The organism is Roseibium sp. MMSF_3412, from assembly GCF_030733265.1.
Classification (GTDB): Bacteria; Pseudomonadota; Alphaproteobacteria; order Rhizobiales; family Stappiaceae; genus Roseibium.
This window is the reverse complement of the sequence record NZ_JASHJI010000002.1, coordinates 405,862-430,857: the sequence shown is the minus strand read 5'-3', so window position 1 is coordinate 430,857 and position 24,996 is coordinate 405,862. Positions and strand designations below refer to the sequence as shown.

23 protein-coding genes are annotated in these 24,996 nt (G+C 60.1%); 10 read left to right on the top strand and 13 right to left on the bottom strand.

All coding sequences use genetic code 11. From position 1 onward, the window contains the following. Nucleotides 1-76 precede the first annotated feature (76 nt). Nucleotides 77-2,206: a bifunctional diguanylate cyclase/phosphodiesterase gene (locus RBB49_RS05660; protein ID WP_306141722.1), complete on the top strand. Its 2,130-nt coding sequence runs from the start codon at nt 77-79 to the stop codon at nt 2,204-2,206. A gap of 86 nt (nt 2,207-2,292) precedes the next feature. Here RBB49_RS05660 and RBB49_RS05655 read toward each other — a convergent pair whose 3' ends face one another. From RBB49_RS05655 to pdxA, 7 genes are all read right to left on the bottom strand, one after another. Further along, nucleotides 2,293-3,225: a hypothetical protein gene (locus tag RBB49_RS05655; protein ID WP_306141721.1), complete on the bottom strand. Its 933-nt coding sequence runs from the start codon at nt 3,223-3,225 to the stop codon at nt 2,293-2,295. A 360-nt stretch (nt 3,226-3,585) separates the two neighbouring features. Next, the gene (locus RBB49_RS05650) at nt 3,586-4,458 is read right to left on the bottom strand and encodes a sulfurtransferase (RefSeq protein ID WP_306141720.1); all 873 of its coding nucleotides are present in this window, start codon (nt 4,456-4,458) and stop codon (nt 3,586-3,588) included. A gap of 23 nt (nt 4,459-4,481) precedes the next feature. Further along, on the bottom strand, nt 4,482-5,141 hold the full coding sequence (locus tag RBB49_RS05645; RefSeq protein WP_306141719.1) for a peroxiredoxin: 660 nt from the start codon (nt 5,139-5,141) through the stop codon (nt 4,482-4,484). Between the two features lie 112 nt (nt 5,142-5,253). Further along, nucleotides 5,254-6,465, bottom strand: coding sequence for a winged helix-turn-helix domain-containing protein (locus tag RBB49_RS05640; RefSeq protein WP_306141718.1), 1,212 nt, complete (start codon nt 6,463-6,465; stop codon nt 5,254-5,256). Nucleotides 6,466-6,640: 175 nt separating this feature from the next. Continuing rightward, nucleotides 6,641-6,874 (bottom strand): hypothetical protein, encoded by a 234-nt coding sequence (locus RBB49_RS05635; protein ID WP_306141717.1) that lies wholly within the window; start codon nt 6,872-6,874, stop codon nt 6,641-6,643. A 73-nt stretch (nt 6,875-6,947) separates the two neighbouring features. Beyond that, complete coding sequence (locus tag RBB49_RS28365; RefSeq protein WP_336623396.1) at nt 6,948-8,006, bottom strand: cupin domain-containing protein; 1,059 nt, start codon at nt 8,004-8,006, stop codon at nt 6,948-6,950. Further along, nucleotides 8,006-9,007: a 4-hydroxythreonine-4-phosphate dehydrogenase PdxA gene (gene pdxA / locus RBB49_RS05620; protein ID WP_306141841.1), complete on the bottom strand. Its 1,002-nt coding sequence runs from the start codon at nt 9,005-9,007 to the stop codon at nt 8,006-8,008. The genes RBB49_RS28365 and pdxA overlap by 1 nt, the downstream gene beginning before the upstream one ends. A gap of 138 nt (nt 9,008-9,145) precedes the next feature. Here pdxA and RBB49_RS05615 point away from each other — a divergent pair, with 138 nt between their 5' ends. Next, nucleotides 9,146-10,027, top strand: coding sequence for a LysR family transcriptional regulator (locus RBB49_RS05615; protein ID WP_306141716.1), 882 nt, complete (start codon nt 9,146-9,148; stop codon nt 10,025-10,027). Nucleotides 10,028-10,047: 20 nt separating this feature from the next. Here the strand turns inward: RBB49_RS05615 and RBB49_RS05610 are convergent, their stop codons facing one another. The 5 genes from RBB49_RS05610 to RBB49_RS05590 all read right to left on the bottom strand — a co-directional run bounded on the left by RBB49_RS05610 (nt 10,048) and on the right by RBB49_RS05590 (nt 14,871). Then, on the bottom strand, nt 10,048-11,136 hold the full coding sequence (locus RBB49_RS05610) for a DUF389 domain-containing protein (RefSeq protein ID WP_306141715.1): 1,089 nt from the start codon (nt 11,134-11,136) through the stop codon (nt 10,048-10,050). Beyond that, the gene (locus tag RBB49_RS05605) at nt 11,133-12,353 is read right to left on the bottom strand and encodes a carbohydrate porin (RefSeq protein WP_306141714.1); all 1,221 of its coding nucleotides are present in this window, start codon (nt 12,351-12,353) and stop codon (nt 11,133-11,135) included. The genes RBB49_RS05610 and RBB49_RS05605 overlap by 4 nt, the downstream gene beginning before the upstream one ends. Next, nucleotides 12,350-13,003, bottom strand: coding sequence for a DUF3299 domain-containing protein (locus tag RBB49_RS05600; protein WP_306141713.1), 654 nt, complete (start codon nt 13,001-13,003; stop codon nt 12,350-12,352). Before RBB49_RS05600 ends, RBB49_RS05605 begins: the two co-directional genes overlap by 4 nt. A gap of 135 nt (nt 13,004-13,138) precedes the next feature. Continuing rightward, nucleotides 13,139-14,542 carry an amidohydrolase family protein gene (locus RBB49_RS05595; protein ID WP_306141712.1) on the bottom strand — a complete coding sequence of 468 codons (1,404 nt, stop codon included), beginning with the start codon at nt 14,540-14,542 and terminating at the stop codon, nt 13,139-13,141. 191 nt (nt 14,543-14,733) lie between these two features. After that, nucleotides 14,734-14,871 carry a hypothetical protein gene (locus RBB49_RS05590; RefSeq protein WP_306141711.1) on the bottom strand — a complete coding sequence of 46 codons (138 nt, stop codon included), beginning with the start codon at nt 14,869-14,871 and terminating at the stop codon, nt 14,734-14,736. Nucleotides 14,872-14,975: 104 nt separating this feature from the next. Here RBB49_RS05590 and RBB49_RS05585 point away from each other — a divergent pair, with 104 nt between their 5' ends. From RBB49_RS05585 to RBB49_RS05570, 4 genes are all read left to right on the top strand, one after another. Further along, nucleotides 14,976-15,362: a hypothetical protein gene (locus RBB49_RS05585; protein WP_306141710.1), complete on the top strand. Its 387-nt coding sequence runs from the start codon at nt 14,976-14,978 to the stop codon at nt 15,360-15,362. A gap of 223 nt (nt 15,363-15,585) precedes the next feature. Continuing rightward, nucleotides 15,586-17,379 (top strand): FAD-dependent oxidoreductase, encoded by a 1,794-nt coding sequence (locus tag RBB49_RS05580; RefSeq protein ID WP_306141709.1) that lies wholly within the window; start codon nt 15,586-15,588, stop codon nt 17,377-17,379. Then, nucleotides 17,376-19,256 (top strand): 2-oxoacid:acceptor oxidoreductase subunit alpha, encoded by a 1,881-nt coding sequence (locus tag RBB49_RS05575; protein ID WP_306141708.1) that lies wholly within the window; start codon nt 17,376-17,378, stop codon nt 19,254-19,256. Before RBB49_RS05580 ends, RBB49_RS05575 begins: the two co-directional genes overlap by 4 nt. Beyond that, a complete protein-coding gene (locus RBB49_RS05570) occupies nt 19,256-20,305 on the top strand; it encodes a 2-oxoacid:ferredoxin oxidoreductase subunit beta (RefSeq protein WP_306141707.1) in 1,050 nt (349 codons plus the stop codon). The genes RBB49_RS05575 and RBB49_RS05570 overlap by 1 nt, the downstream gene beginning before the upstream one ends. Nucleotides 20,306-20,347: 42 nt before the next feature. On the opposite strand, the gene RBB49_RS05565 is transcribed toward RBB49_RS05570, so the two are convergent. Next, on the bottom strand, nt 20,348-21,184 hold the full coding sequence (locus RBB49_RS05565) for a metallophosphoesterase (RefSeq protein WP_306141706.1): 837 nt from the start codon (nt 21,182-21,184) through the stop codon (nt 20,348-20,350). A gap of 222 nt (nt 21,185-21,406) precedes the next feature. On the opposite strand from RBB49_RS05565, the gene RBB49_RS05560 reads away from it, so the two are divergent. The 4 genes from RBB49_RS05560 (at nt 21,407) to paaB (ending at nt 24,992) form a co-directional block, all read left to right on the top strand. Beyond that, nucleotides 21,407-22,282, top strand: a complete 876-nt coding sequence (locus RBB49_RS05560) for a PaaX family transcriptional regulator C-terminal domain-containing protein (protein WP_306141705.1) — start codon at nt 21,407-21,409, stop codon at nt 22,280-22,282. A 144-nt stretch (nt 22,283-22,426) separates the two neighbouring features. After that, entirely contained in the window at nt 22,427-23,632 is a 1,206-nt protein-coding gene (gene pcaF / locus RBB49_RS05555) for a 3-oxoadipyl-CoA thiolase (RefSeq protein ID WP_306141704.1), read from the top strand. A 46-nt stretch (nt 23,633-23,678) separates the two neighbouring features. After that, nucleotides 23,679-24,677: a 1,2-phenylacetyl-CoA epoxidase subunit PaaA gene (gene paaA / locus RBB49_RS05550; RefSeq protein WP_306141703.1), complete on the top strand. Its 999-nt coding sequence runs from the start codon at nt 23,679-23,681 to the stop codon at nt 24,675-24,677. 27 nt (nt 24,678-24,704) lie between these two features. Then, nucleotides 24,705-24,992 (top strand): 1,2-phenylacetyl-CoA epoxidase subunit PaaB, encoded by a 288-nt coding sequence (paaB, locus tag RBB49_RS05545; RefSeq protein WP_296589966.1) that lies wholly within the window; start codon nt 24,705-24,707, stop codon nt 24,990-24,992. The last annotated feature ends 4 nt before the right edge of the window (nt 24,993-24,996 follow it).

Here is a 24,996-nt window from a genome sequence, read left to right as displayed (position 1 = left end):
TACTCCAAACGCCAGTTTGATGCCGGGTCTTCGAAGGCGAGACCTTTGGTGCAGCAGCGCTCAGTGTGGATGAGACATGAAGAGCTACAGGAATTCCGTTGGGCTTGGATATTTCGCAATCGCGCTCGGATTCGTGCTTGTCGCCTTTGTCGGTCCCTACCTCACGTCGAACCTGTTCACCAGATCCCTCAAGGCTGCCTCCGAGCTGACCGCCTTGCAATGGGCGAGCTACCTGACAAGTTCGACACCGGAACTGGAAGTCATCCTGGGCGGGGGACAAGCCTCAGCTCACAGCTATCACATGCTGGACGTCAGGAAATCCGGCGGAGACGGCGTATTCCGAACCCAGCTTTACAGCAAGAATCTGGAGTTGCTTTACGATTCAACGCAAGGGGCAACATATTCAGGAACGGACAAGGCGACTGGTGAAACCGGCGCCGATCACACCCACGCGCATCACGCACATGCCCATCATCAGCATGGCGAAGGCGCAGATAAGCCGGTGTCCGAGACCGGGACGCCGCGTCATGCCCATGCCTCCGGCAGTGAAGAAGATCCAAGGCAGGCCAATACTGCCGGCGCTCCGCTGACTCAGGCTCAGGTCGCGCCAATCGTGAGCGGGGACACGGATATCGTCCTGATGCTGGAGACGGGCGACACGTCCCAGGTCGTGCAGCATCACTCCAAGGCCGTCGTCCCGATCGAGCTTGACGACAACCTTCAGGGTTTTCTCTACCTCGAGATCGACCACACCGCCCAGTTCCAGCAGCTTGAAAAATCGCTGGACCGCATGATGTACGTCTTGCTGACATTTGCGCTGGCAGCTCTTGTCCTGCCTTCGGCCGTCATCATCCACACTTTGAAGAAGGAAAAAGACCACGTTTCCTCAACGCTCGGTCATGTCCGCACACATGATGCACTGACCGGGCTGTTGAACCGCGAGTCTTTCGGCACCGAGGTGGCGATGCTCATCAAGTCGGGGGCGACCGTCTCGGTGCTGTTCGTCGATCTCGACAAGTTCAAGAACATCAACGATCTCCTTGGCCATGAAGTTGGCGATGACCTGCTTGTCGCCGTTTCCGAGCGGCTGAGCGAAATCGCAGGTCCGGGCGGGTTTGTATGCCGGTATGGCGGCGACGAGTTTCTTGTTGCCATTCGCAACTTCAGCGAAAAACGCGTCCAGCGGCTGGGCGACAGGATCGTCGACGGCTTGTCGCGACCGTTTCAGGTGTCCGGCCACGACCTGAACATCGGCGCCTGCGTCGGCTACGCGATTTCCGGCAGGGACGGCCGCAGCCTTGAAGAGCTTGTCCGGAGTGCGGATATGGCCATGTATGTCGCCAAGAACCGGGGCAGGCGCCTTGCCGTCGGGTTTTGTCCTTCGATGCGAGAGACCCGCCGCGAAAGGCTGAAGCTCGAGGAGGAACTGCGCTATGCGCTCGCGCGCAAGGACAGGTTCGAGCTGCACTATCAGCCCATCTATCAGACAGTTGACCGCTTGCTTGTGGGATTTGAAGCGCTCTTGCGCCTGCGCTCCCGAAACAGGCGTTTCCTCTCGCCCGACGTCTTCGTTCCGATCGCCGAAGAGATGGGCATGATGGAGGAGATCGGAGAGTGGGTCTTGAAGGAAGCCTGTTCGGAAGCAGCGAACTGGCCACCGCACCTCATCGTTTCGGTGAACCTCTCGACTGTTCAGTTCGCCAGCGGACGTCTTCAGGCCATCGTTGCGGAGGCGCTGGAACGCGCCGGTCTGACCACGGAAGGTCTGCAACTGGAGGTGACCGAAAGCGTTCTGGTCGATACTCCGGAAAGCGTGCTTGCCCAGTTGCGTGACTTGCACAATGCCGGGGTCAGACTGTCTCTGGACGATTTCGGAACCGGTTTCTCGAGTTTGAACTATCTCTGGCGTTTCCCCTTCGACAATCTGAAAATCGACCGCTCTTTCGTCAGCGAAGCCGAGCAGAAAACCCGGAAGTCACAGGCCATCTTGAACTCGATTGTCAGCCTGAGCGCCACACTGGGCATCACGACAACTGCGGAAGGCGTCGAAACGGACGAACAGATTGCAGTGATCGAAGAGCTGAATTGCGATTTCGTGCAGGGCTTTCTGCTGAGCCATCCTCTTGCGCGCGACGATGTACAGGCATTCATCGCAGAGCACGCGGAGGCTTCCTTGCCGATGGCTGCATCGAAAACCGTGGCGTAAAATTGCTTGCAGGTGACCGGGCCTGCAATGCCTTGGGCAGCAGCTGTTGATCGGTCCGCCCTGCTACTCTTCCTTTTTCAAAGCCCTCACAAAACGCTGCGGAAGACGAACCAGTTGAAGGCGACGTAGGCAAGCGGGAAAACGAAACGGCATACAATATCGAGGATCTTGGCACTCTCCCGGAACTGGATCGTGTTCAGGTATGTCGTTGTGAGCGAGACCAGCAGGGCCAGAAAGACGAATATGGTCGCGCCGCCGATGAAGAAGTCCATGAGCGTGAAATATCCGAGCGGCGGCAACATGTTGGTTGCCGCGAAGATGAACGCGATGATCGTCAGCATGGACGTCGCCGACAGGCCTATCTGCGGACCGTATTGTGCCGGATCGATCCAGAACACGCTCCACGACATGAAGACGATGAGCGAGATCGGGAGAATGATCTTCCAGACATAAAACGCGCGGATGCGTTCGGCGTCGATGGTCAGGATCAGTTTCGTGCGTGCCTCGTCAAAGGCCTCGGCAATAAAGCCGTTGTCGATCCGAGCCGCCACGCCCTTGATGCGCCAGTCGGAAATGTTGAGAACGTCATAAATGCCGACGAACTCCTCGTCGAGTTCGATAACAGCGCCCTGTGGCGCGTAATCCAGCAAAATGAAGCTCAGGTCGATCGACTGAAAATCGAAGGGGAAATCGCGCAACGCGTGATAGCTGGCAAGGGTGCCTGAAATGCGTTGCAGGTAGGTCACCGCACCACCTGCGCCGATCGTCACCGTTTCGGGCCACCGTTCGAAAAGGCGCCCGGAATTCAGCAGAACCAACTCGGGAAACCAGACGGACCCGACCTGAAGCTTGCAGCCTTCAAGGCCTGCAAGCCGGTTGTCCTGCCAGGTTCGGCGAATGGCCAGATCGATCGTTATGGTCTGGTCGACATCGTTGATCTCGCGAATGTCGATGACGCGGACACCCGTCGTTATGACGGTCGGTACGTCCTCCGGGTCAGGCCTGACATGTGTGCGCATGTCCGGGACGGTGCATGTGTGGTGGTCTGAAACGGGCCCGGTTTCCGTCTGGGTTTGGGAGTGTGCGCTTGACGCAAGAACAAGTAAAAAGAGCAGAGCAAAAAAGCGCATCATCGATTCGACCAAAAGCTTCCGGGTAGTATTGCCGCTCCGGTGGCGAAATGAAGAAAAATTATTGCTTATACCGGTGACTGCATCATACGAAAAAAAGCTATTGGTACAATCTTGAAAATGCCTGTTCCGGTGAATGGTTTGCCGAAAACTGGTTCTTGATTGGAGTTCCTGGAAGGTTTTACTCAGTTGCACAGCAACAAGGCGCAAGCATAGCGCGGGCCAGACGAGGCCCGCGCCCATGATGTGTCACCCGGTCGCCTTCGGCAGGTCCGGGTCGCTGCCCCACTCGGCCCAGGAGCGGTGATAGACCTGAACCCTCGGAAATCCGAGAAGGCGAAGCGCCACGTAGCTGTGGGACGATGCCAGGCCGGTCTGGCAATGCATGATGATCTTGCGATCTTCGCTTACGCCGAATTCCGCAAAGTGGGCTCTCAGATCAGGTGCCGCCAGGAACCGTGCGTTCCGGTCCAGATTGCCGGCCCAGGGGATGTTCACCGCCCATGGGATATGCCCCTTGGAATAGAGCTTTTCCGGGCGCACATCGATCAGGACGCTTTCCGGCTCCAAGTGCTGTTCGAGAACATCCTCCGCCGTTGCCATGCGCCGCGGACTGGGAGCCGATGCGAAGATCGTTGCCGGATTGGTCGCCGTTTCAGTCGACAGCGCGAGACCTGTCTCGCGCCATGCCTTGAGACCACCGTTGAGCACGGCGACATTGCGGTGACCCAGATACTCGAGCAGCCACAGCATGCGCGCGGCGTGGAACCCGCCACGGTCATCGTAAAAGACCACGCGTTTTGCGGCTGTGATGCCAAGTCCGCCCAGAAGCCGCTCGATCTCGCTGACCTGCTTGAGGGCGCCGGTGACCGGACTGTGGCCGGAAGCGACCGCGTCGGGATCCAGTTGCACGGCACCCGGGATATGCCCGCCGGCATATTCCTCGGCCTTGCGAACGTCGACCAGCACAAGACCGCTCCGATCCGCCAATTCCTGCGGCGCAGCCAGAAGATCCGGATTCACATAGCCGTGTGTTGCCGCAAGTCCGGTACCGGTCAAGGTCAAGAATGGCGTCGAGAGGCCAAGAAGGCCGAAGCCGCGACGGGTCAATTGAATGGACATGTCTTTCGTTCTCCGCATCTGTCTCAGGACGGCATTCCAACCAGTCTCAGGTAGGGCACAGGGCTTTCCCAACCGCCCGGAAACCGTTGCCTGGCGGTCTCGTCGCTCACCGAAGGAACGATCACGACGTCCTCGCCCGAGATCCAGTTGGCGGGCGTGGCAAGCTGGTGCCTTGCGGTCAGTTGCAGACTGTCGATCACACGCAGCACCTCGTCGAAATTCCGGCCTGTCGTCATCGGATAGGAGACCGTCAGCTTGATCTTCTTGTCCGGTCCGATAATGAAGAGGGTCCGTGCGGTGGCATTGTCCATGGCGGTGCGGGAGGCGCTGTCGCCTGTCGCATCTTCCGGCAGCATCCCGAACAGCTTCGCGATACGAAGATCCGGGTCGCCGATCATCGGAAAGTTCGGGCTCTGACCGGTCGCGGCGAGGATGTCGCCGGCCCAACGCATGTGTTCGGCAACCGGATCGACAGACAGACCGATGAGTTTCACGCCGCGGCGGTCGAACTCGTCCTTGACCTTTGCGACCGAGCCAATCTCGGTTGTGCAAACCGGGGTGAAGTCTTTCGGGTGGGAAAACAGCACGCACCAGCTGTCGCCGAGCCAGTCGTGAAACTGGATCATGCCCTCGGTCGTGTGGGCCTTGAAATCCGGTGCAATTGAATTGATGGAAAGTGGCATCTTGCAATCCTCTTCTGGATAACACGCCGTCGTGGCGCGCTCTGAGCCGCTTTCCTACCTCCTGTCTTGAGTGCGATCCTGAACGAGTTCTGAAAGAAACCTGAAAGCCGGCTCACGCCGCAGCCAGGGACTGCCGCATGCGCCGGAACCGCCTGTCATGTGTCAGCGTGGCAAGGCCAGGGTCGGCATCAAGCCAGAACACATCCCTCCAGCCATGGTCGAACAGCTCCTCCAGCAACAGGATCGCCCTGTCGGTTTCGCCGATCAGGGCCATGGCCGAGGCGTGATAGATCGCCTGACTGCTGCCGCGCACATTGATGTCTTCCATCGAGGCAAAGGCCGCCTGCCGTTCTCCGAGCAACGCCATCAGGACAGCCGCGGCGGTCAGCGCGCGCGGATCCGTCGGATCTTCCTCTATGCGCGCGCGCGCCCGCTTCAAGGCGCGTTCGGCGTTGCGGCGGGACCGCGATGGATCGGAGGACGACGACAGCTGAGCAGCGATCAGATAGCCCTTGATATTGTGGGGCTCCAGATCTCCCACCTGTTCAAAATAGGACAATGCGGCACGCCACTTGCCGCGCGACATGAGATACCAGGCCGCGTTGTGGAGGATCAGAGGGTCGCGGGCGTTTCTGGAAAGAGCGAATGCATGTCCTCTTTCGGCGGCAGTCCAGCTGCCGAACAAGGCGTGCACATATCCCAAGGCCGACTGCGCGAGCGGCGAGGACCGATCAAGCGAAACCGCAAGCTCGGCCTCCGAACAGGCTGCGTGCAGAATATGCCTTCCTTCCGGCCAATAGGTATGGGCTCTTGCAAGCGCGATCGCGCGTTCGGCGCGAACGGAAGCGCAGTCAGGTGCAATCTCGACCGCTTCGGCGGTCAGGTGCTCGGCGCGTTCAAGAGATCCTTCGCCGCATCGAACCATCTCGCTCCGGGCTTCAAGGCAAAGCGCATGTGCTTCCAGGTTGAAGTCGCGATCCCGCTCCGGGCCCTGGCCGGCCGACACCGCCGGGACCCCGCTCTCGACCGGACGCATCACGGGTGCCGTCAGCCGGTAGCCGGTCCGTGCGATTGTCTCGATGAGGCCGCGGTTGCGGAGTTTCCGGCGCAACTCCGAAATCACCTGCGAAAGGCTCTCGTCACTAACGGTAACTGTCGGCCAGACAAGGTCCAGGAGGTCCCCGCGCTGCAAGACCCGGCCCTCGGCTTCGGCCAGGACAAGCAAAAGTCTGAGCGCGCGGGGCGACAGGGCCGCAACGACGTCTTCCCTTGTTGCTTGGCGCGTATCGCTGTCGATGCGCCAGCCGTCGATAATGATTTTCATGTGCGCAAACCAGGAGAAAAAAATTCCGCGGAGACTAAACGCGACCTGGAATGGTTTCCACGCTGAATTTGCAATCGCACGTGAATGTGAACGTTCGTGTGTCCGGCCTTACTCAGCCTGGACTGGCGTGCTACCCGTACCCGGGTGCACGCTGCGCTGACTGTGTGGCTTCCGCTTAGTGCAGGCTAAGCAGCACTTCGATGTCACGCTGGCTGAGCGGGGCAAGCAACGCCTTTTCCTCGGCGGTGAGCTTGGCATCGTCGTCGACATATTGCCTGATCTGAAGCGCGATCTGGCTTGTCGGCTGATAATAGAGATCGCCGCCCAGCCGGCTGAGTTCGACAACGAGCCGCTGCACCAGTTCCTTGCGCTTTTCGGCATCCAGATCGTGACGTTTTTCCTGCAGCATCAGTCCGCCATTCCGTAAGTCATCCGTGACCGTCATGGACAGAACTAGTGCAGTTGGCGGCGGAGTCCATCACCTAGACCGTCGCAAGGTTTTCCGTGCGACGCTCGTCCTGCGCCGTACCGGTGTTGACGGTCGTGGCGGGTTCAAGAAGGATCACCTCGCATGTCTCCGTCAGGGCGACCGGGCAATGTTCGACACCGTGGGGTACCACGATGAACTCACCCTCCTGGATGATCTCTTCCCGGTCGCGGAAGCGCATCAGAAGCCGTCCGCGGTGCACCAGGAACAGCTCGTCTTCTGTCTCGTGGAAGTGCCAGGTGAAGTCGCCCTCGAACTTGGCGAGTTTGATCAGCATGTTGTTGATCTGCCCTGCAATCCGGGGAGACCAGTGATCATCAAAGGTGCTGAAAGCACGGTCGAGGTTTTTCTTCGCAAACGGGGAAAGATGACCGTTCAGTTCGGCAACATCGCGAATGATTGCCGAAAGCTGGGCTTCAAGGCCTTCGCCGTCACTCGGGTAGTCGCCATCCAGGGCAGCCGTGCCTATCGTGAAGCCGGCGGCCCCGGCTTCCTTCACCGAGGCGATCCGTTCCGGATCTGCAATCGAACCGGCAACGATCACCGGCTTTTGTGCGGCTTCGCAGACGGCAGCAATCAGCCCGGATATATCGTCCAGGGGGGAGCGGTAGGCCAGCAGATCCAGCCCATGGACACCGTCGCGGGCCGCCATGACCCGGGCGCTCTCCACGATCTCCTCCTGGCTGCCTTCCAGAACGCTTGGGTGCCCGACAATCTCGCCGGGGAACGGGTAATACTCGATGGGGGTGCCGTTCACGATCGGCAGGACATCGTCCACCCGCGTGCCGCCGAGCAGGATGTCGACGCCGATCTCCACGGCAGCCTTGGCCGAGGCCATTTCGCTGTCGCGATCGAGGCTGACCACTTCCAGGTAAGACGTTGCACCTTTGGCCTTGATCGCGGAGTTGAGCGCCTTCAGATCCTCAATCGGCAAACCGACATCCTTGAAGCCGATATGGCGTACGCCCAGGGACAGGGCCGTTTCCAGATGCTGCGCTGCTTCCGGCACGGTGCGGTCGTTTCGGGTAAGCATGAAGATGAATCGCAGACCCATCAGGCGGCCTCCTCTTTGTGTTGACGCGTTGCGGCCAGCCGGCGCGCATAGTGAATGGCAGTCGCAAGGCTTCCGGCGTCCGCGACGCCCTTCCCGGCAATGTCGAACGCAGTTCCATGATCAGGCGAGGTGCGCACGAAGGGCAAGCCCAGCGTTACGTTAACCCCCTTTTCCACGCCGAGATACTTCACCGGTATGAGGCCCTGATCGTGGTATTGGGCGACCACGATATCAAATGCACCGTTGCGGGCGGCCATGAAGACGGTGTCGCCGGGCCAGGGTCCCGATGCGTCGATGCCTTCTTCCCGTGCAGCCTTGATCGCTGGGGCGATGATGTCGATCTCCTCGCGTCCGAAACGTCCGCCTTCGCCCGCATGAGGATTAAGTCCGGCGACGGCAACGCGCGGTTCGGCGATGCCAACATCCCGGCAGGCCTCGTGCGCCAGTCTTATCGCCGTCATCTGCGACGGAAAATCGGCCCGTTCGATGGCACGACGAAGGCTCATGTGGACCGTGACCAGAACGGTCCGGATGTCGTCATTGGCCAGCATCATTGCGACGGGTCCGGCAGCCGCGCGTTCAGCGAGGATTTCCGTGTGTCCGGGATAGTCGAAACCTGCCGCGGCAAGAGCCTCCTTGTGGATGGGCGCCGTGACAAGGCCGGAAGCCCTGCCGGATCCTGCAAGTCTGATCCCTTCCGCGATCGCCTTGAAGGCGGCGCGCCCGCTTGCCGGCGAGATTTCACCCGTCGGAAAAGTCTGGTCGGGCGATGTGCGCAGCACGTCAATGCTCCCGGGGGCCGGTGCTGCGCTTTCAATTGCGCCGGTGTCGCGGACGCTCAGATTGACGCCAAGCGCATTTATGGTGCCTTGAATGACGGCCGGGCATCCGGTGACGACGCAGCAGTCCGCGTCCCCGTTCGCAAACGCCTTGACGATGATTTCCGGACCGATGCCGGACGGATCTCCCATTGAGATGACAAGCGGTAATTGGCTTTTGATCACGCCGTGCGCTCCTTGAGGCGGGGACTGGCGCCGCAGTCAGCTGCGGGTGTTCAGTTTCGTAAGACTAGAATTGGCGTTGCGCCGGGAGATGACAAGCAATGGTTTCTAACCGGAATTGGTGATAAATTATCACCAATGAAGCGATCCGATCTGCCTTATCTCGATGATCTGCGTGCCTTTGAGGCGACGGCACGCAAGGGCTCCGTGCGCGCTGCTGCGAACGAACTCGCATTGACGCACGCGGCGGTGAGCCGACGGCTCTCGCGGTTGTCGGAAGCAATCGGTGTGCAACTGTTTCGCAAGGCTGGGCGGGGCCTGGTGCTGACACCGGCGGGGGAGAGCCTGCGCGATGCCTGCCGGCGCAGCTTTGATGATTTGCTGCGGACGATCACACTGATACGAAACTCCGAAAACAACAGGGATCGCGCCGTTGTTCTTTCCTGTGAACGCTCCGTTGCCATGCGCTGGCTGATCCCGCGTCTGAGCCGTTTTGAAGACACCCACCCGGATGTGACCGTGCATCTCTCGGTTGGCGGGGGACCAATAGACGGGCAGGGCGGCGGTGCGTTTCTCGCGCTTCGCCGACTTGATTTTGCCCTCGACGACAGATGGGTCGTTCAACCGTTGTTTCCAGAACGGGTGGGGCCGGTCATGATCAAGGACATGCGCGCAAGTTTCGAAATCGGGGATTATGTTGCCCTAGTCACCAAAACCCGTCCGGAGGCATGGGACCAGTGGCTCGCGTCCCATGCGGATGCGCCACGACCGCGGGAGCGTCGCGCTATGGACCATCATTTCCTGATGGTTGAGGCGGCATGCGCCGGTCTCGGCGTTGGCCTGTCTCCTCTGGTCGTGGCGACCGACGATGTCGACGGCAACCGTCTTGTGGCCCCGTTCGGCTTTTCTTCCGACGGGTCGGGCTATGGCCTCGTGCACCGTGCCGGCGTGGCATTGTCGACGGATGCACAGCTGCTGGCGGACTGGATCCGGTCCGAAGGCAAGGCTCTCGTCAGCTGATCAGACTGAAGCCAGGTCAATCACTGTTCATCGCCACGCGCGGTAAACCGATGAATGTCGACAGCCTCGATGTCCACCTGGATGACGACCTCCTGCTTGATGTCGCGCGAGAGTTGGGCAACGAACCGGTCGAGACCGGCCTGCGCGCTGTCGAGTTCCGCACGGTCCGCCGTCATGACAACGGAAACCAGGACCCGACCGTGCCGGTAGTCGACACTGACGGAATGGATGCGGCCAACCTTGTGGTCTTCATTCATGGCCCTGTCGAGATCGAGGTTCTTGTTGACGATCCTGAGGAGCCGGTTCTTCACATAGATTTCGTAAAGTGCGGTCTGCAGAGGCGGCATGAGGGCGTAACTCCCGACCATCATCACCATCAGCGTGGCGAGACCCTTTTTCCAATCGCCATAATTCTGAACGATGAAGACGAGGCCCGCGACGATGACGATGCCGACAAAGTTGGTCAGAAAAAGCAGGAAACCGCCGGCGGCGATATCCAGACCGCCGTTGCTGAGCCCCAGGTCTTCCATACCGATCCCGAGCGCCGAACTCGCCTTGTCGCCAAGGGCAAGGCCGATCCCGGTCACCGCCAGCGGTGGAACAAGGGCGACGGCAATTGCGACACCGGCAATCGAATCGGCAATGCGTGGCCGTGTCTGCGCATAGGCTCCGGCACACCCGGCGGCAAGCGCGACAACAAGGTCGAGCATCGACGGACTGGTGCGCGCCAGGATTTCCGGACCGACGACACGTGCGCCAACCATCAGAACCCCGCAATAGCCGACTGCTACAACGCAGCAGGACCCCAGAACCGCCGTCACCAGCGCGCGCGCGACAAGTCTTATGTCGAAGGTCGCGATCCCGAAGGCGGTGCTCATGATCGGGGACATCAGCGGAGCCACGATCATCGCCCCGATGACCGTCGCCGTGCTGTTGGCGATCAGGCCGAGGGTCGCCAGTACGGCGCTCAGCGACAGCATGAGGAAAAACGGCACGGTTGCCCGGGATGTCCGGTCCATGCGGTCAGCGAGATCTTCCTTGCTGGTCAGCTCACCATGCAGCTTGCTTTCGAAAAACCGCGATCGAACGGTGCTCCACACGCGTTTCATAGAGCGATCCGCCCGCGCAGACCGAATATGGCCAGGCTGTCCTTTTCCGGGTTCAAGGCCGGGTTCGCGATCAACTGGACGCTCGGTGTGATCGCCAGGTTCGGCGAGAGGGTGAGACGATAGAAGACTTCCGCCGTGTACTGATCGTCATCAAACGCGTCGCCCGGATCGGACCAGTTCAGGCCGATGCCGACGAGATCCGTCTGGCGGGTGTAAAGCCCGAGACCCGCTGACACCGTTGCCTTGTAGAGTGCCGCTTCACCCTGGGAAAAGCCGGTGCGCAGGAACGGCATCCAGCGATTGTCGAAGAACCAGGACGCAGACCCGGCAACGCCCCAGTCGTCCTTGCGCGAACCATTGTCAGCGCCGTCGCTCTGCCAGAAGGTCAGGTGGATGTTGTCGAAATAGATCCTGTCCTGACTGCTCATGTAGCCGATTTCGAAACTCTTGAACGTGTCACCCGTCTTAAAGACATCGAAGTTCGGTTCGGCGGGATTGCCGTTGGCATCGGCGATGCTGGCGATTGCGTAGATGTTTTCGTGCAGGCGGACACCGCCGGCGACGGCAATGCCCGGATTGGGTGCGTTGATCGTCGGGTTGGTGTTGAAGGCGAGGTTCTGGAAGGCGGTGTATGGACTGACAAGACCGTAGACGTCGACAAAATCCGTCACGTCGATCTGACCGATCTGAAGTGTCCAGACGCGATTTTCCGCGCGTTGCGTCCAGAACAGGTTCGTGAGGGCCAGCTGGATGTCATTGAAAGCGGTTCCGGTAATCGACTGGGCGTCGCTGTCGAAACCGAAGAACTGGGGCGCAACGGTGGTATAGGCGGTTCTGTGCTCCAGCTTGGCTGTGAGGCCGCCGGTCTCGAAGGCCTGCCAGGTGCCGTAGATCCTGGCAATGCCACCCGCCGCATGACCCTGGCCGACATCTGCGTTCGACCATTGCCCAAGGCTGAGATAGTCGATCTTGAAGTCGATATTCGCGTTTTCTCTAAGAGAGCCCTTGAAGGCAAACCACGCGGGCAGGTTGGCCTGCAGGAAACGGGATCGGAACTCAGGATCCGTCAATCCGTCGCCATCGGTCAGATCCGCGCGAACGGAACTCGGTCCGCCGAGACCCGGCGCCTCGGCTTCTGCCGCCGAAGCTGGTCCGACCAATGTGGCGCCGGCGACGAGCCAAACTGCCAGACCCGGTTTCCAGGAGAAAAACGTCATGGACGGTCCGCCTTCGTGACCTTGGCCGCCGATGGCGACGGCGGCCGCAGGGGCCATCTCTTTTCGGCTTTGCGGGGTGCGAGTGCTTCCACGCTGGCGACATCGATCGTGAACGTGGACACCATTTTCACCGGTCCGTCCACGACGCGCATGACGCGATGTGAGGGGGCAATTTCGAGCCGGCCGCTGACCTTCACCGGTTCATAAATGAACTGCGGGTACCAGGCCTCTTCGAACACCAGCCTCAGAAGCTGGTTGGGCGGCGGTGGCGGCACATGGCTGCACATGCCGCGCTCGGGAACGAGATAGGCCGTGAAGCGGCCGTCGGCGTCCGGCGGCGCCGGGATCACGAAGCCCGACAGCGTTGCCTGCGAGCCGTCAAGGTCCGCGTTGCCGGCGGTCGCAGCGCGTTCGCGCCGTTCGGCGACGACCCAGCGCTGCGAGATGAGCCAGTCCGGCTCGATACCGGCCCTTTCCAACACCCCGACCGCCTCCGCGAGGCTTTGTTGCAATGTGGCGCGCAGGTTAGCGGCAAGGTCCGGTGTTTCCAGTTCATCGCGCAGGCGCACGACGGCCAAAAGCGCATCCAGCTGCGCACGGCTCAGGTCGCGGTAGGGATCTTCGTAAGTCTGGGCAGAACGATCGGGCAAGTCGCTCCAGGAGACTTCCGAGGCATCCGCGGAGCCCGTTTGATGGCACGCAAACAGAAAGGCTGCGAATATTCCCGCACGGCCACACATCTTCCCTGATCGAAACGCAAGAAAAGTCATCTTTCCGGCCCCGGATCAGTTCAGCGTGTTCTTGAAGATCTCGCCGTCCTTCATGATCAGGCGGATCGTTTCAGGGCTTTCCGGGCGCGGGTCGGCACCAAACCATTGGTCGCCGGTTCCAACGACGGAAAAATCCTCCAGCGGGTTGCCGTCGATCAGCAGGATGTCGGCATACGCCCCTTCCTCGATCACGCCAAGCTTGCCCTCAAGGTAGGGGTTCATGAAATCGCCTGAAAGGGCAACGATCTCGCCACCGGTCGAGGTCAGAGTGACCATCGAGGTATAGGCGCCGAAGAAATCGTTGTTGAGATGTTTCTCGTAGGCGATCTGAATGTTGCAGGCCTCGACGGAACCGACGCAATCGGTCTGGAAACCCCGCTTTACCGGACACTTTCTCATGTTGTCGATGTAGCCTGCGAAGGTTGCCGACGCCGATTTCGCCTTGGCGAGGCTCGATGGCACGCTGGCGACTGCCGGGATGTCCAGCAATCCCGGATCGAATGCCGTCAGGTTTGTCGTTATGAAAGCCCCTTTTTCGTTCATGATCTCGGCGATTTCGCAGTCGAACGAGAACCCGTGTTCGATTGACTTCACACCCGCTTCGAGCGCGTTCAGGATGGCTTCCTTGCGATAGGAGTGTGCCATTACGTAGCTGCCATACTCGTTCGCGACCTGGACGGCGGCCTCGATCTCCGCCTTTGAACCGGCGAGCAACTGCCAGGGGTCGAATGCGGATACGACACCGCCGGACTGCATGTATTTGAGCTGTGTGGCACCCATGCGGAAATTGTTGCGCCCGTATTTTTGAACATCGGCGACGCTATCGACTTCCTGCGCCATGTTGAGACGGCTGAAATTGGTTTCAGACCCTGGTGGCGCGGTAAAATTCGCAAAGTCGGCGTGGCCGCCGCGGGTACCGAGAAAGGCTGCCGAGGGATAGTATCGCGGTCCCGGGATCTTGCTGGCATCGATGGCGCGGCGCAGGCCGCCATTGCCACCGCCGGCGTCCCTCACAGTGGTAAAGCCCTGCATTAGATACATCTCGGCCATCCGCGTTCCGTGAATGCCGAAGTCTTCCCAGGTGGTATTGGATTCCATCAGTGGCAGGCTCGGCCCCATGAGCATCAGATGGGCATGGGTCTCGATGAAACCGGGTGTCAGCGTGCGCCCGCCGCCGTCTATGACCTCGGCATCCGGCGCGTCGATCGTGCCGGTGGAAACCGTCTTGATCAGGTTGCCTTCCACGAGCACGCTCGCGTTTTCAATGCGCTGCTCGTTCACGCCGTCAAAGACGTGGACATTGGTGAACAGGGTTTGCTTTGGTTCGGACGTTTCCTGGGCGATTCCGGCACTGATCAGAACGCCCGCCAAACCTGCATGCGCAAAGAAAAAACCCACTGCCTTGTTAAATCTATGCATTCGACTCTGTCCCACGTTGTTTTGTTTTTACCCGACCCGCTCAAATAGGATCGTGGGTTTTCGTTCAAGTCGATTTATTGCAGACAATTTATGATCTGCTGTCAAATAAGAAGTAAAATGTTACAAAATTACTATGTTTTTCTGACAATGGAAGATTTAATTACTATTCCTGTTTCAGGAAGTCCCTTCGACTACGTTGTCCCGACGAAGGTTTCGTGCGGACGCAGGCCGTCGGAACGGGAGAAAAGGAAATCCTCCTGTTTCCGGCGGATACCTGCTGCATCCGGGTTGATCGCCCCGGGCAACGTGTTCGGCAAAGATGCCGTCATTGTCGAGGATTTCGATACATACGAGATCGGAGGTCACGCCGGATTGCAGGTCCGTGATCGCTCAGCGTCTTTGCGCGCCAGGGGATCTGATGCAAGCTGGTGGAATGAAAACCCGTCTGCTGCGCCACCTTCTTCTCCTGATCGTTCTCTTCACTGGTCCGGCCAATGCCGATGATCACGAGCAGTTCCTCGGCATCTGGGGAACGGCAGACCAATGTGCGCGTGCACCGATCAAACCCGGCGGAACGGTGCTGGCCGCGCCGTTCGAGATCGGCCGGCTCTGGCTGAAGCAGGGACAGCTCTGGTGCAAGCTCGACTGGGGCCCGGTCGAGATCGGGGATGATGGAGCCTTTACCGCTGCAACGGCACAGTGCGGCGAAGACAGTGTGCGCGGGTATTTCATCGGGTTAAGGCTGGCCGGTGACGAGCTGACGCTGCGCTGGGACTTTCCGCATCAAAATGGTCCGCTCAGGCGTTGCCCGGCGTTCTGACGCTGGATTTGGCCACCGGGGCGGACCACGTTTCCGAGGAATTGTAACGGGCTGGATTTCGGTGTCCGACGCCGCTGTTTTCAGGCCTTTGGATGCTCTCCGGCAAGTATTCGAAAGTCAAATAGCATCCGGGACCGGATCATGTACTCTTTACATAGGTGATCGCGGCGCGCTTTAATTTGTAACAGCCAGTTGTCTTGGACCTATGGGAGGGGAAAAGGACGTGCGAGCTACCGATACGACGAACCCGGAATATTTTCACAAGGTCGTCGACTGCCAGTATGCCTGCCCGGCGCACACGCCGGTGCCAGCCTATATTCGTCTGATCGCGCAGCAGCGCTATACGGACGCCTACCTGATCAACTGGGAAAGCAATGTGTTTCCAGGCGTGCTCGGGCGCACCTGCGACCGTCCGTGCGAACCGGCCTGCAGGCGCGGACGCGTTGAAGAGGAACCTGTTGCGATCTGCCGGTTGAAACGCGTCGCCGCCGACTTCAAGGACGAGGTGGCGGAGATGCTGCCGAAGGCGGGACCGCCCAACGGCAAGAAGGTCGCCCTGATTGGGGCCGGTCCGGCATCGCTGACAGTCGCCCGCGATCTTGCCCCGCTCGGCTACGAATTGCACCTTTACGACGAACAGACCAAGGGCGGCGGTTTCATGCGCAGCCAGATCCCCTCGTTCCGTCTGCCGGAAAGCGTCCTGGACGAGGAGATCGGCTACATTCTCGATATGGGCATCACCACGGTGTTCAACACCTATGTCGACAGCATGGCCGACATGCTGACCAAGGGCTATGACGCAGTCTTCGTCGGCTCCGGTGCGCCCAAGGGACGGGACCTGCCGAAGCTTCCGGGCCGCAAGGAAGCCGATGCGAATATTCACATCGGCATCAACTGGCTCGCCAGCGTCGCCTTCGAACACATCAAGGAGATCGGCAAGCGCGTGATCGTGCTTGGCGGTGGCAACACCGCCATGGATTGCTGCCGCACATCGCGCCGCCTCGGCGGCGAGGATGTGAAAGTGATTGTCCGCAGCCCGTTCGAGGACATGAAGGCGTCTCCCTGGGAAAAGGAAGATGCCATGCACGAGGGCATCCCCATCATCGACAACCATGTGCCGCGTGAGTTCGTGGTCGAGGACGGCAAGCTCGTCGGCATGACCTTCGAAAAGGTCAAGGCGGTCTATCACCGGGACGGCCGCCGCGAACTGGTGCCCACCGGCGAAGAGCCGGAGTTCTTTCCCTGCGACGACGTGCTTGTTGCCATCGGCCAGGAGAACGCCTTTCCGTGGATTGAAAAGGAAACGGGCATCCGCTTCACCAGCTGGGGCACGCCGATCATCAATGATGACGAGACGTTCCAGTCCACCCGCAAGGAAGTCTTTTTCGGTGGCGACTCCGCCTTCGGGCCGTCGAACATCATCACCGCCGTCGCCCATGGCCACAAGGCGGCCGTCTCCATCGATCTCTACTGTCAGGGCAAGGACCTGTCCAAGCGGCCACCGCCGGATGTCACCCTGGTGGGGCAGAAAATGGGTATCCACGAATGGAGCTACGATTCCATTCCGATCACCGACGAGCGCAAGATCGTTCCGCTGGAGGACCTCAAGAAATCCCTGAGCGACCGCATGGTCGAGGTGGAGCTGGGGTTCGATCCCGAAACAGCCTTCATCGAGGCGGAGCGCTGCCTGAACTGTGACGCCCAGACCGTGTTTACCGATTCCAATTGCATCGAGTGTGATGCCTGCGCGGATATCTGCCCGACCAGTTGCATCACCTTCACGCAGAACGCACCCGAGAAAGAGCTTCGTGGCAAGCTCATTGTCCCGGCGGAAAACCCGGAGCAGGATCTTTATGTCTCCGGCAAGCTGCCGACAGGGCGGGTCATGGTCAAGGACGAGGATGTCTGCCTGCATTGCGGCCTGTGTGCCGAACGGTGTCCGACCGCCGCATGGGACATGCAGATGTTCTTCTACAATGTTTCAAAGGCGACGCCCAACCTGGTGGATGTGAAATGAAGCAGCTCGAGGGCGTCAATGATTTCGTGGTCAAGTTCGCCAATGTGAACGGGACCGGGTCCGCATCGGCGAACCATCTCTTTGCCAAGGCGATCTTCCGGATGGGCGTGCCGGTCAGTCCGCGCAACATCTTTCCATCGAATATCCAGGGGCTGCCGACCTGGTATGAAGTGCGGGTCAGTGCCAAGGGCTATCTCGGCCGGCGCGGTGGCGTGGACCTGATGCTGTGCGTCAACCCGCAAACCATGGAAGATGATATCGCCAGCGTCGGACCCGGAGGCTACTTCGTCTACGATTCCACCCGGCCGCTGGCACCGCATCTGAAGCGCGACGACATCAGCACCTTCGGTATTCCGCTGACGGAGATGTGCATGCGCGAGTTCAAGGTTGCGCGCTTGCAGCAGCTGCTGAAGAACGTGGTCTACGTGGGCGCGCTCGCTGCCTTGCTCGATATCGACTTTTCGATCTTGAAAGACCTTCTCAGCGATCAGTTCAAGGGCAAGGAAAAGCTGATTTCGCCCAACGTGCATGCGCTCGAAATGGGGTACCAGTACGCCAAGGAGAACTTTACCTGCCCCTTGCCGATCCGGCTGGACCCGAGCGTCATCGATGCGCCGCATATCCGGGAAAGCCAGCATATTCTGATGAACGGCAACACGGCTGCAGCGCTCGGAGCCATCTATGGCGGTGCAACCGTCGCGGCGTGGTACCCGATCACGCCGTCGACATCCGTCGTCGACGCCTTTTCCAAATACGCGGAACGGATGCGGATCGATGCCGGGACCGGTAAACGGAACTTCGCGATCCTGCAGGCCGAGGACGAACTCGCCGCCATGGGCATTGTCGTCGGGGCCAGTTGGAACGGTGCCCGTGCCTTTACGGCGACGTCCGGGCCGGGCCTCTCGCTGATGAGCGAATTCCTGGGTCTGGCCTATTTCGCCGAAGTGCCGGTCGTGCTGATCGACGTTCAGCGATCCGGGCCCTCCACGGGTATGCCGACCCGCAGCCAGCAGTCGGACATCCTGGCGGCGGCCTATGCCAGCCACGGCGATACCAAGCATGTCCTGCTTTTTCCGGCGACGCCGCGGGAATGTTTCGACATGACCGTGCAGGCCTTCGATCTCGCCGAGCAGTTGCAGACCCCGGTGATCATGATGTCGGATCTTGATCTGGGCATGAATGACTGGATGTCGCCGCCGCTTGAATGGGACGACGACTACGAGATGAACCGGGGCAAGGTGCTCGACAAGAACGCGCTGGACGAAGCGGAGACGTGGGGGCGTTACGTCGATGTGGACGGCGACGGGATCTGCTACCGCACGCTGCCCGGAACCCATCCGGACAAAGGCGCTTTCTTCACCCGGGGCTCGTCAAAAAACGACATGGCGGTCTACTCCGAGAAGGGTGACGACTATGTTGAGAATGTCGACCGGCTCCTGCGCAAGTTCGAAACCGCGAAGTCCTATGTGCCGGTTCCCAAGGTGCATGACCCGATCCCGGTCAAGAAGCCGAAAACCAAGCAGAAACTGGGGGCGCTGTTTTTCGGCACCTCCGCGTCGCCCTCCTATGAAGCGGTCGAGATTCTCGCCGAGGAAGGCTACCCGATCGATGTCATGCGCATCCGGGCCTTCCCCTTTCACGAAAGCCTCGACGCCTTCGTGCATGAGCATGACGTCGTGTTCGTGATCGAACAGAACCGTGACGGGCAAATGCGTCAGCTGATCATGAATGAATGCCACATCGCGCCGGACAAGCTGACTTCGGTCCTGAATTATTCCGGCACACCGATCACCGCACGAACCATCGCCCGGCAGATCCGGCGGGCGCTCAATGCCACCAGCGCCGATGTCGTCAAGCTGCATCCGGAGACTGCCTGATGTCCTACTACAAGCCAAAGTTCCAGCATCCGAAGCTGCCGAAGAATTCGCTCGGCTACACGGTTGCCGACTATGACGGATCGATTTCGACGCTCTGCGCGGGATGCGGGCACGACAGTATTTCCGCGGCGATCCGCAACGCCTGTTTCCTGTCTTCGATCCCGCCGCACCGCATTGCCAAGCTGTCGGGAATCGGCTGTTCCTCGAAGATGCCGACCTATTTCCTGGGCCGGAGCCACGGCTTCAATTCCGTCCACGGGCGAATGCCGTCCGTTGCCACCGGGGCAAGCGTTGCCAATCGGGATCTGATCTATCTGGGTGTCTCCGGTGACGGCGACACCGCCTCCATCGGCATGGGGCAGTTCGTTCACCTGATCCGGCGCAACGTCAACATGACCTATATCGTCGCGAATAACGGCTGCTACGGGCTGACCAAGGGTCAGGACAGCGCGACCGCCGATCTCGGATCGGTCGGCAAATACGGGACGCAGAACCCGTTCGAGGGCATCGACCTGGCAAGCCTTGCGGTCCTGCAGGGGGCAAGTTTCGTTGCCCGCAGTTTCTCAGGTGACAAGGAGCAGCTGGAACCGCTGATCCGGGCCGCCATGGCGCACAGGGGGTTTGCCTTTATCGATGTCGTGTCGCCCTGCGTGACCTTCGCCAACAATGTCGGCTCAACGAAGAGTTATGCGGCCACGCGCGATAATCTGGAGGCCATGCCCGTCGATTTCGTGCCGATGCGCGAGGAGATCCGGACGCAATACAAGGAAGGGTCGAGCCAGACAGTGACGCTGCATGACGGGTCGATCATTCATCTGCACAAGGCCAGCAAGGATCACAAGGCCGACAGCCGCGAAGACGCTCTGATGGCGTTGCAGGCCGCGGACCGCACGGGCAAGGTGCTGACCGGGCTGCTCTATCTCGATCCGACGTCACAGGATCTCAATCATACGCTGGAGCTTGCGAGCCAGCCGCTGAACAGCATGGGCAAGGACGAACTCTGCCCGGGCAGCCGCGTTTTGAAGAGCATCAACGAGGGCCTGCGGTAGCGGAGCTCGATCTGGCCGGTTTAATTGCAAGCACGGACGTGATCAGATGTTGTCTTCCGACAACCAGCCGTCTGCCTCGGTTTTCACCCACGTCGCTTTGCGCTCATCGAGAAAGTCCATGGAATGGATGACGGTGCTGCGCGCGTCCAGAAACGCGACATTGTAGTTCTGCGCCATGCCGCCATAGCCGACCCTGTCCTTGTTGCCGGAAAAGTCGGGCCAGTTCGGGTGGCTGGTCGAGCGTGGGGCGGAAAGCGGGATACCGCAGACTGATCCGGACAGGCTGAAGTGGCAATGGCCGAAGAAGATATGCCGGATGACGCTTTTGTAGTCCTCGAGAATATCCTGAAAGGCGTCCACCTGAACAATTCCGATCTGGTCCGCGTTGGCAACGTGAACGGTCATCGGATTGTGATGCAGGAAGATGTAGGCGCCTGAGTTCTGCCGGACCACATCGTCGAGCGCGGCACGCAGCCAGGCCTGCCGTTTGGCGCAGTAGTGACCCGCATGGGTGCCGGGTTCGTTTGTGTCGAGAAACAGGAAGTGCCCGCGCGGTGTTTCCTCGACCCACTGGACAAAGCCGTTTTCATCGACCGGCGTCTGCGGAAATGCGCCGAGAAACGTTTCCCTGTCGTCGTGATTGCCGATCATAAGGCGCGGGTTCATCGAAACCAGGTCGGTTTCCTGCAAGAGCGCGCTCAGAAATGCGTAATTCGCGTTTGTGCCGTGATGCGCAAGATCGCCCGAAATGACGACCATGTCCGCATCGGAGCAGTGTTCCAGTACGTGTTCGACGCAGGCCCGGAAGTTGTCTGCGGGGATGGATCCCATGATGGGATCATCCTGAATGTGGGTGTCCGAGATGTGAACGATCTTCAAGGCTGTGGCTCCGCTCAACGTGTGACTGACGACTGATTTCGCAGTTTGAAGGCAAAGTCAATCGGGAGTGAGTCGGCGAAGGAACACCTGGTCTCAGGCGCATAAAGCGCGTTGAAGCGGGTCGTGCCGTTCGCGTTTGCGGGGCAAATTCAAACATTACAAAATTTTCAATCCTGGTCAGTTTTCGTGCTATGAATTCCCGATCGTGTTCGAGAGATACTTATGACCGCAAAACAGATCGATCAACTCCTGACGCCCCAGCAGAGTGGACACATCCCACGTGCCCCCGCCTTCATCGTCACGCTCTATGGCGATGCGATCGAACCGAGGGGAGGGACGCTGTGGATGGGTGACCTTGTCAACTGTTGTGCGGGGCAGGGGATCAGCGAAAGCCTTGTCAGGACCGCTGTTTCAAGGCTTGTCGCGGCGGGCAAACTGGTCGGTGAACGGATCGGACGCCGAAGTTTCTACAGGCTGACCGATCAGGCGCAGGCGGAATTCAGATCTGCGTCCAAGGTGCTTTACACGCCGCCGCCCGCGGCGCGCGGCTGGCTGCTCGCCTTGAAGACGCGCGGAGAACTTCCGGACGGTTGGGCCTTATTGGGAAACGGCGTCGCGCTCGCACCCAACCGCACGGATATTGCGCGGCCAACCGGTGCTCTCGTATCCGGTGAGGCGATCGGTGAACGCAATGACTGGCCGGGTCTTGCCGCTGATCTGTGGGACCTGGACGTTGTCGGCGAGAGGTATCGGACGTTTCTGGCGCGTTTTGATGCCGCAGAGGAGATGCTTCGAGACCGGAGCCTGCACGACCTGGACGGCAAGACCGCCCTGGCCTTGCGGTTGCAGCTTATTCATCACTATCGGCTGGCGGCGCTCAAAGACCCGCGACTGCCACGCGAAGCCTGGCCCGACAATTGGCCCGCGCTTGAGGCGCGGCGGCTTTTCGTGCGCATCTATCTTGCACTGGCCTCGGCTGCCGACGGGTTCATCGGGAGGTCATTCAGCGATTCCTTCGGTTTGCTGCCATCCTCCACGGAAGTGACAGACCTGCGTCTGGACAGGCTGAGGCGCGAGGCCGTCTCGTTAACGGGCTGAACCGGCCATAAGCTCCGTCATTCAGGATCAAAGGATCACACTTTAATTTGAAATGGGGTTTTAAGTGTGATGTTTTGATGCTATAACGCTGACCGTTCGGTCGATGAATTTGGGTCGACCGCAAGTTTGCTGCGGGAGAGAGTAATGCCGGAAGCCTTTGTCTGCGATGCAGTCCGTACCCCGATCGGGCGTTATGGCGGTGCCCTGGCATCGGTGCGCGCAGACGATCTGGCTGCGATTCCCCTTGCGGCCTTGAAGGACCGCAATCCACAGGTGGACTGGGACACGGTCGACGACGTCATCCTGGGATGCGCCAATCAGGCGGGCGAAGACAACCGGAATGTTGCGCGCATGGCCGTGCTTCTGTCAGGTCTGCCCGTCTCCGTTCCGGGCGCCACGGTCAACCGGCTGTGCGGGTCCGGCATGGACGCAATCGGGCTGGCCGCCCGCACGATCCGTGCAGGCGATGCAGGCCTGATGCTTGCCGGCGGTGTGGAGAGCATGAGCCGCGCGCCGTTTGTCGTCGCCAAGGCGGGGACGGCCTACTCACGCAATGCGGAAATGTATGACACGACGATCGGCTGGCGCTTCAAGAACAAGCGGCTTGAAAAGGCGTTCGGCACGCATTCCATGCCCGAAACGGCCGACAATGTTGCCGAGGACTACGCAATTTCAAGGGCCGATCAGGATCGGTTCGCGGCTGAAAGCCAGCGCCGCTGGGACGCCGCGCAACAGGCGGGTGTGTTCAGGGACGAAATCGTTCCTGTCACGATCCCGCAGCGCAAGGGTGAGCCGATCATCGTTGACACGGACGAGCATCCGCGCCCGGGAACCAGCGCGGAAGCCCTGGCAAAACTGCGCGGTGTCAACGGGCCGTATCTGACCGTGACTGCAGGAAATGCATCCGGCGTCAACGACGGCGCTGCAGGCGTGATTGTCGCGTCCGAAGCGGCAGCGCGCGCGAACGGACTTGTTCCCAAAGCTCGGGTTGTCGCGATGGCAGCCGCTGGCGTGCCGCCCCGGATCATGGGGATCGGGCCCGGCCCGGCCACCCGAAAGGTGCTCGATATTGCGGGTCTCACCCTCGAGCAGATGGATGTGATCGAACTCAACGAGGCGTTCGCGTCGCAATCGCTGGCTGTCTTGAGGGAGCTTGGACTGCCGGATGATGCTGCACATGTGAATGCAAATGGCGGTGCGATTGCGCTTGGCCATCCGCTGGGCATGTCCGGGGCACGGCTGGTGCTGCATGCGGCCTATCAGTTGCAGCGCACGGGCGGCACCTACGCGCTCTGCACAATGTGTGTCGGTGTCGGGCAGGGCATCGCACTGGTGCTGGAGCGGGTGTAGGATTGAATTGCACAGGGCCTGAACAGGTGTTTTTGGAGGAAATGCGATGTATGCGCAGCTCGTGAAATCAGAAGGTCTCAAGTCGCGTGAAGACATGTCGCCGGAAGAGCGTGACTTCCAGGACCGGGTCGACAACGGCGAGAAAATCGAGCCGAAGGACTGGATGCCGGAAGGCTATCGCAAGACCCTGATCCGCCAGATCGGTCAGCACGCCCACTCGGAGATCGTCGGTCAACTGCCGGAAGGCAACTGGATCACCCGTGCACCGACCCTTGAACGCAAGGCGATCCTGCTTGCGAAGGTGCAGGATGAGGCCGGGCACGGTCTTTATCTTTACTCCGCCGCAGAGACTCTCGGCGTTTCGCGGGACGAACTGCTGGAAAAGCTGCATTCGGGCAAGATGAAATACAGCTCGATCTTCAACTATCCGACCCTGAACTGGGCAGATATCGGCGCGGTTGGCTGGCTTGTCGACGGGGCGGCGATCATGAACCAGGTGCCGCTGCAGCGGACATCCTTCGGACCCTACAGCCGGGCCATGATCCGCATCTGCAAGGAAGAGAGTTTTCATCAGCGCCAGGGTTACGCGATCATGATGAAAATGGCTGCCGGCACGCCCGAGCAGAAGGACATGGCGCAGGACGCGCTGAACCGGTTCTGGTTTCCCTCGCTGATGATGTTCGGTCCGTCCGACAAGGACTCCGTTCATTCCGCGCAATCCATGGCCTGGAAGATCAAGATGAACACCAATGACGAACTGCGCCAGAAGTTCGTCAACGAAACCGTGCCGCAGGCCGACTATCTCGGCCTGAAGGTGCCGGACGATAAGCTGGCATGGAACGAAGACAAGCAAGGCTACGATTTCTCAGAGCCGGACTGGTCGGAGTTCTTCGAAGTCATCAAGGGCAATGGTCCGTGCAATCGCGAGCGCCTCAACGCCCGGGTCAAGGCCTGGGACGACGGCGCCTGGTTCCGCGAGGGACTGAATGCCTACGCGGATAAGGCCGCTGACCGCCGCAAGGCGGCGGCTGTCGCAGCGGAATAATCGAGACGAGAAGAGGGAGGGACTGCCATGTCCAAGAAAGAATGGCCTCTCTGGGAAGTGTTCATCAGGGGGCAGCATGGTCTGAACCACCGGCACGTCGGCAGCCTGCATGCACCGGATGCCGAAATGGCGATCAACCACGCCCGCGATGTCTATACGCGCCGCCGCGAGGGGGTCTCGATCTGGGTGGTTCCGTCCAAGGACATCACCGCGTCGAGCCCCTCGGAAAAGGGACCGCTGTTTGACCCAGCGGAAAGCAAGACCTACCGCCATCCGACATTCTTCGACATTCCCGATGAAGTGGGGAAAATGTGATGTC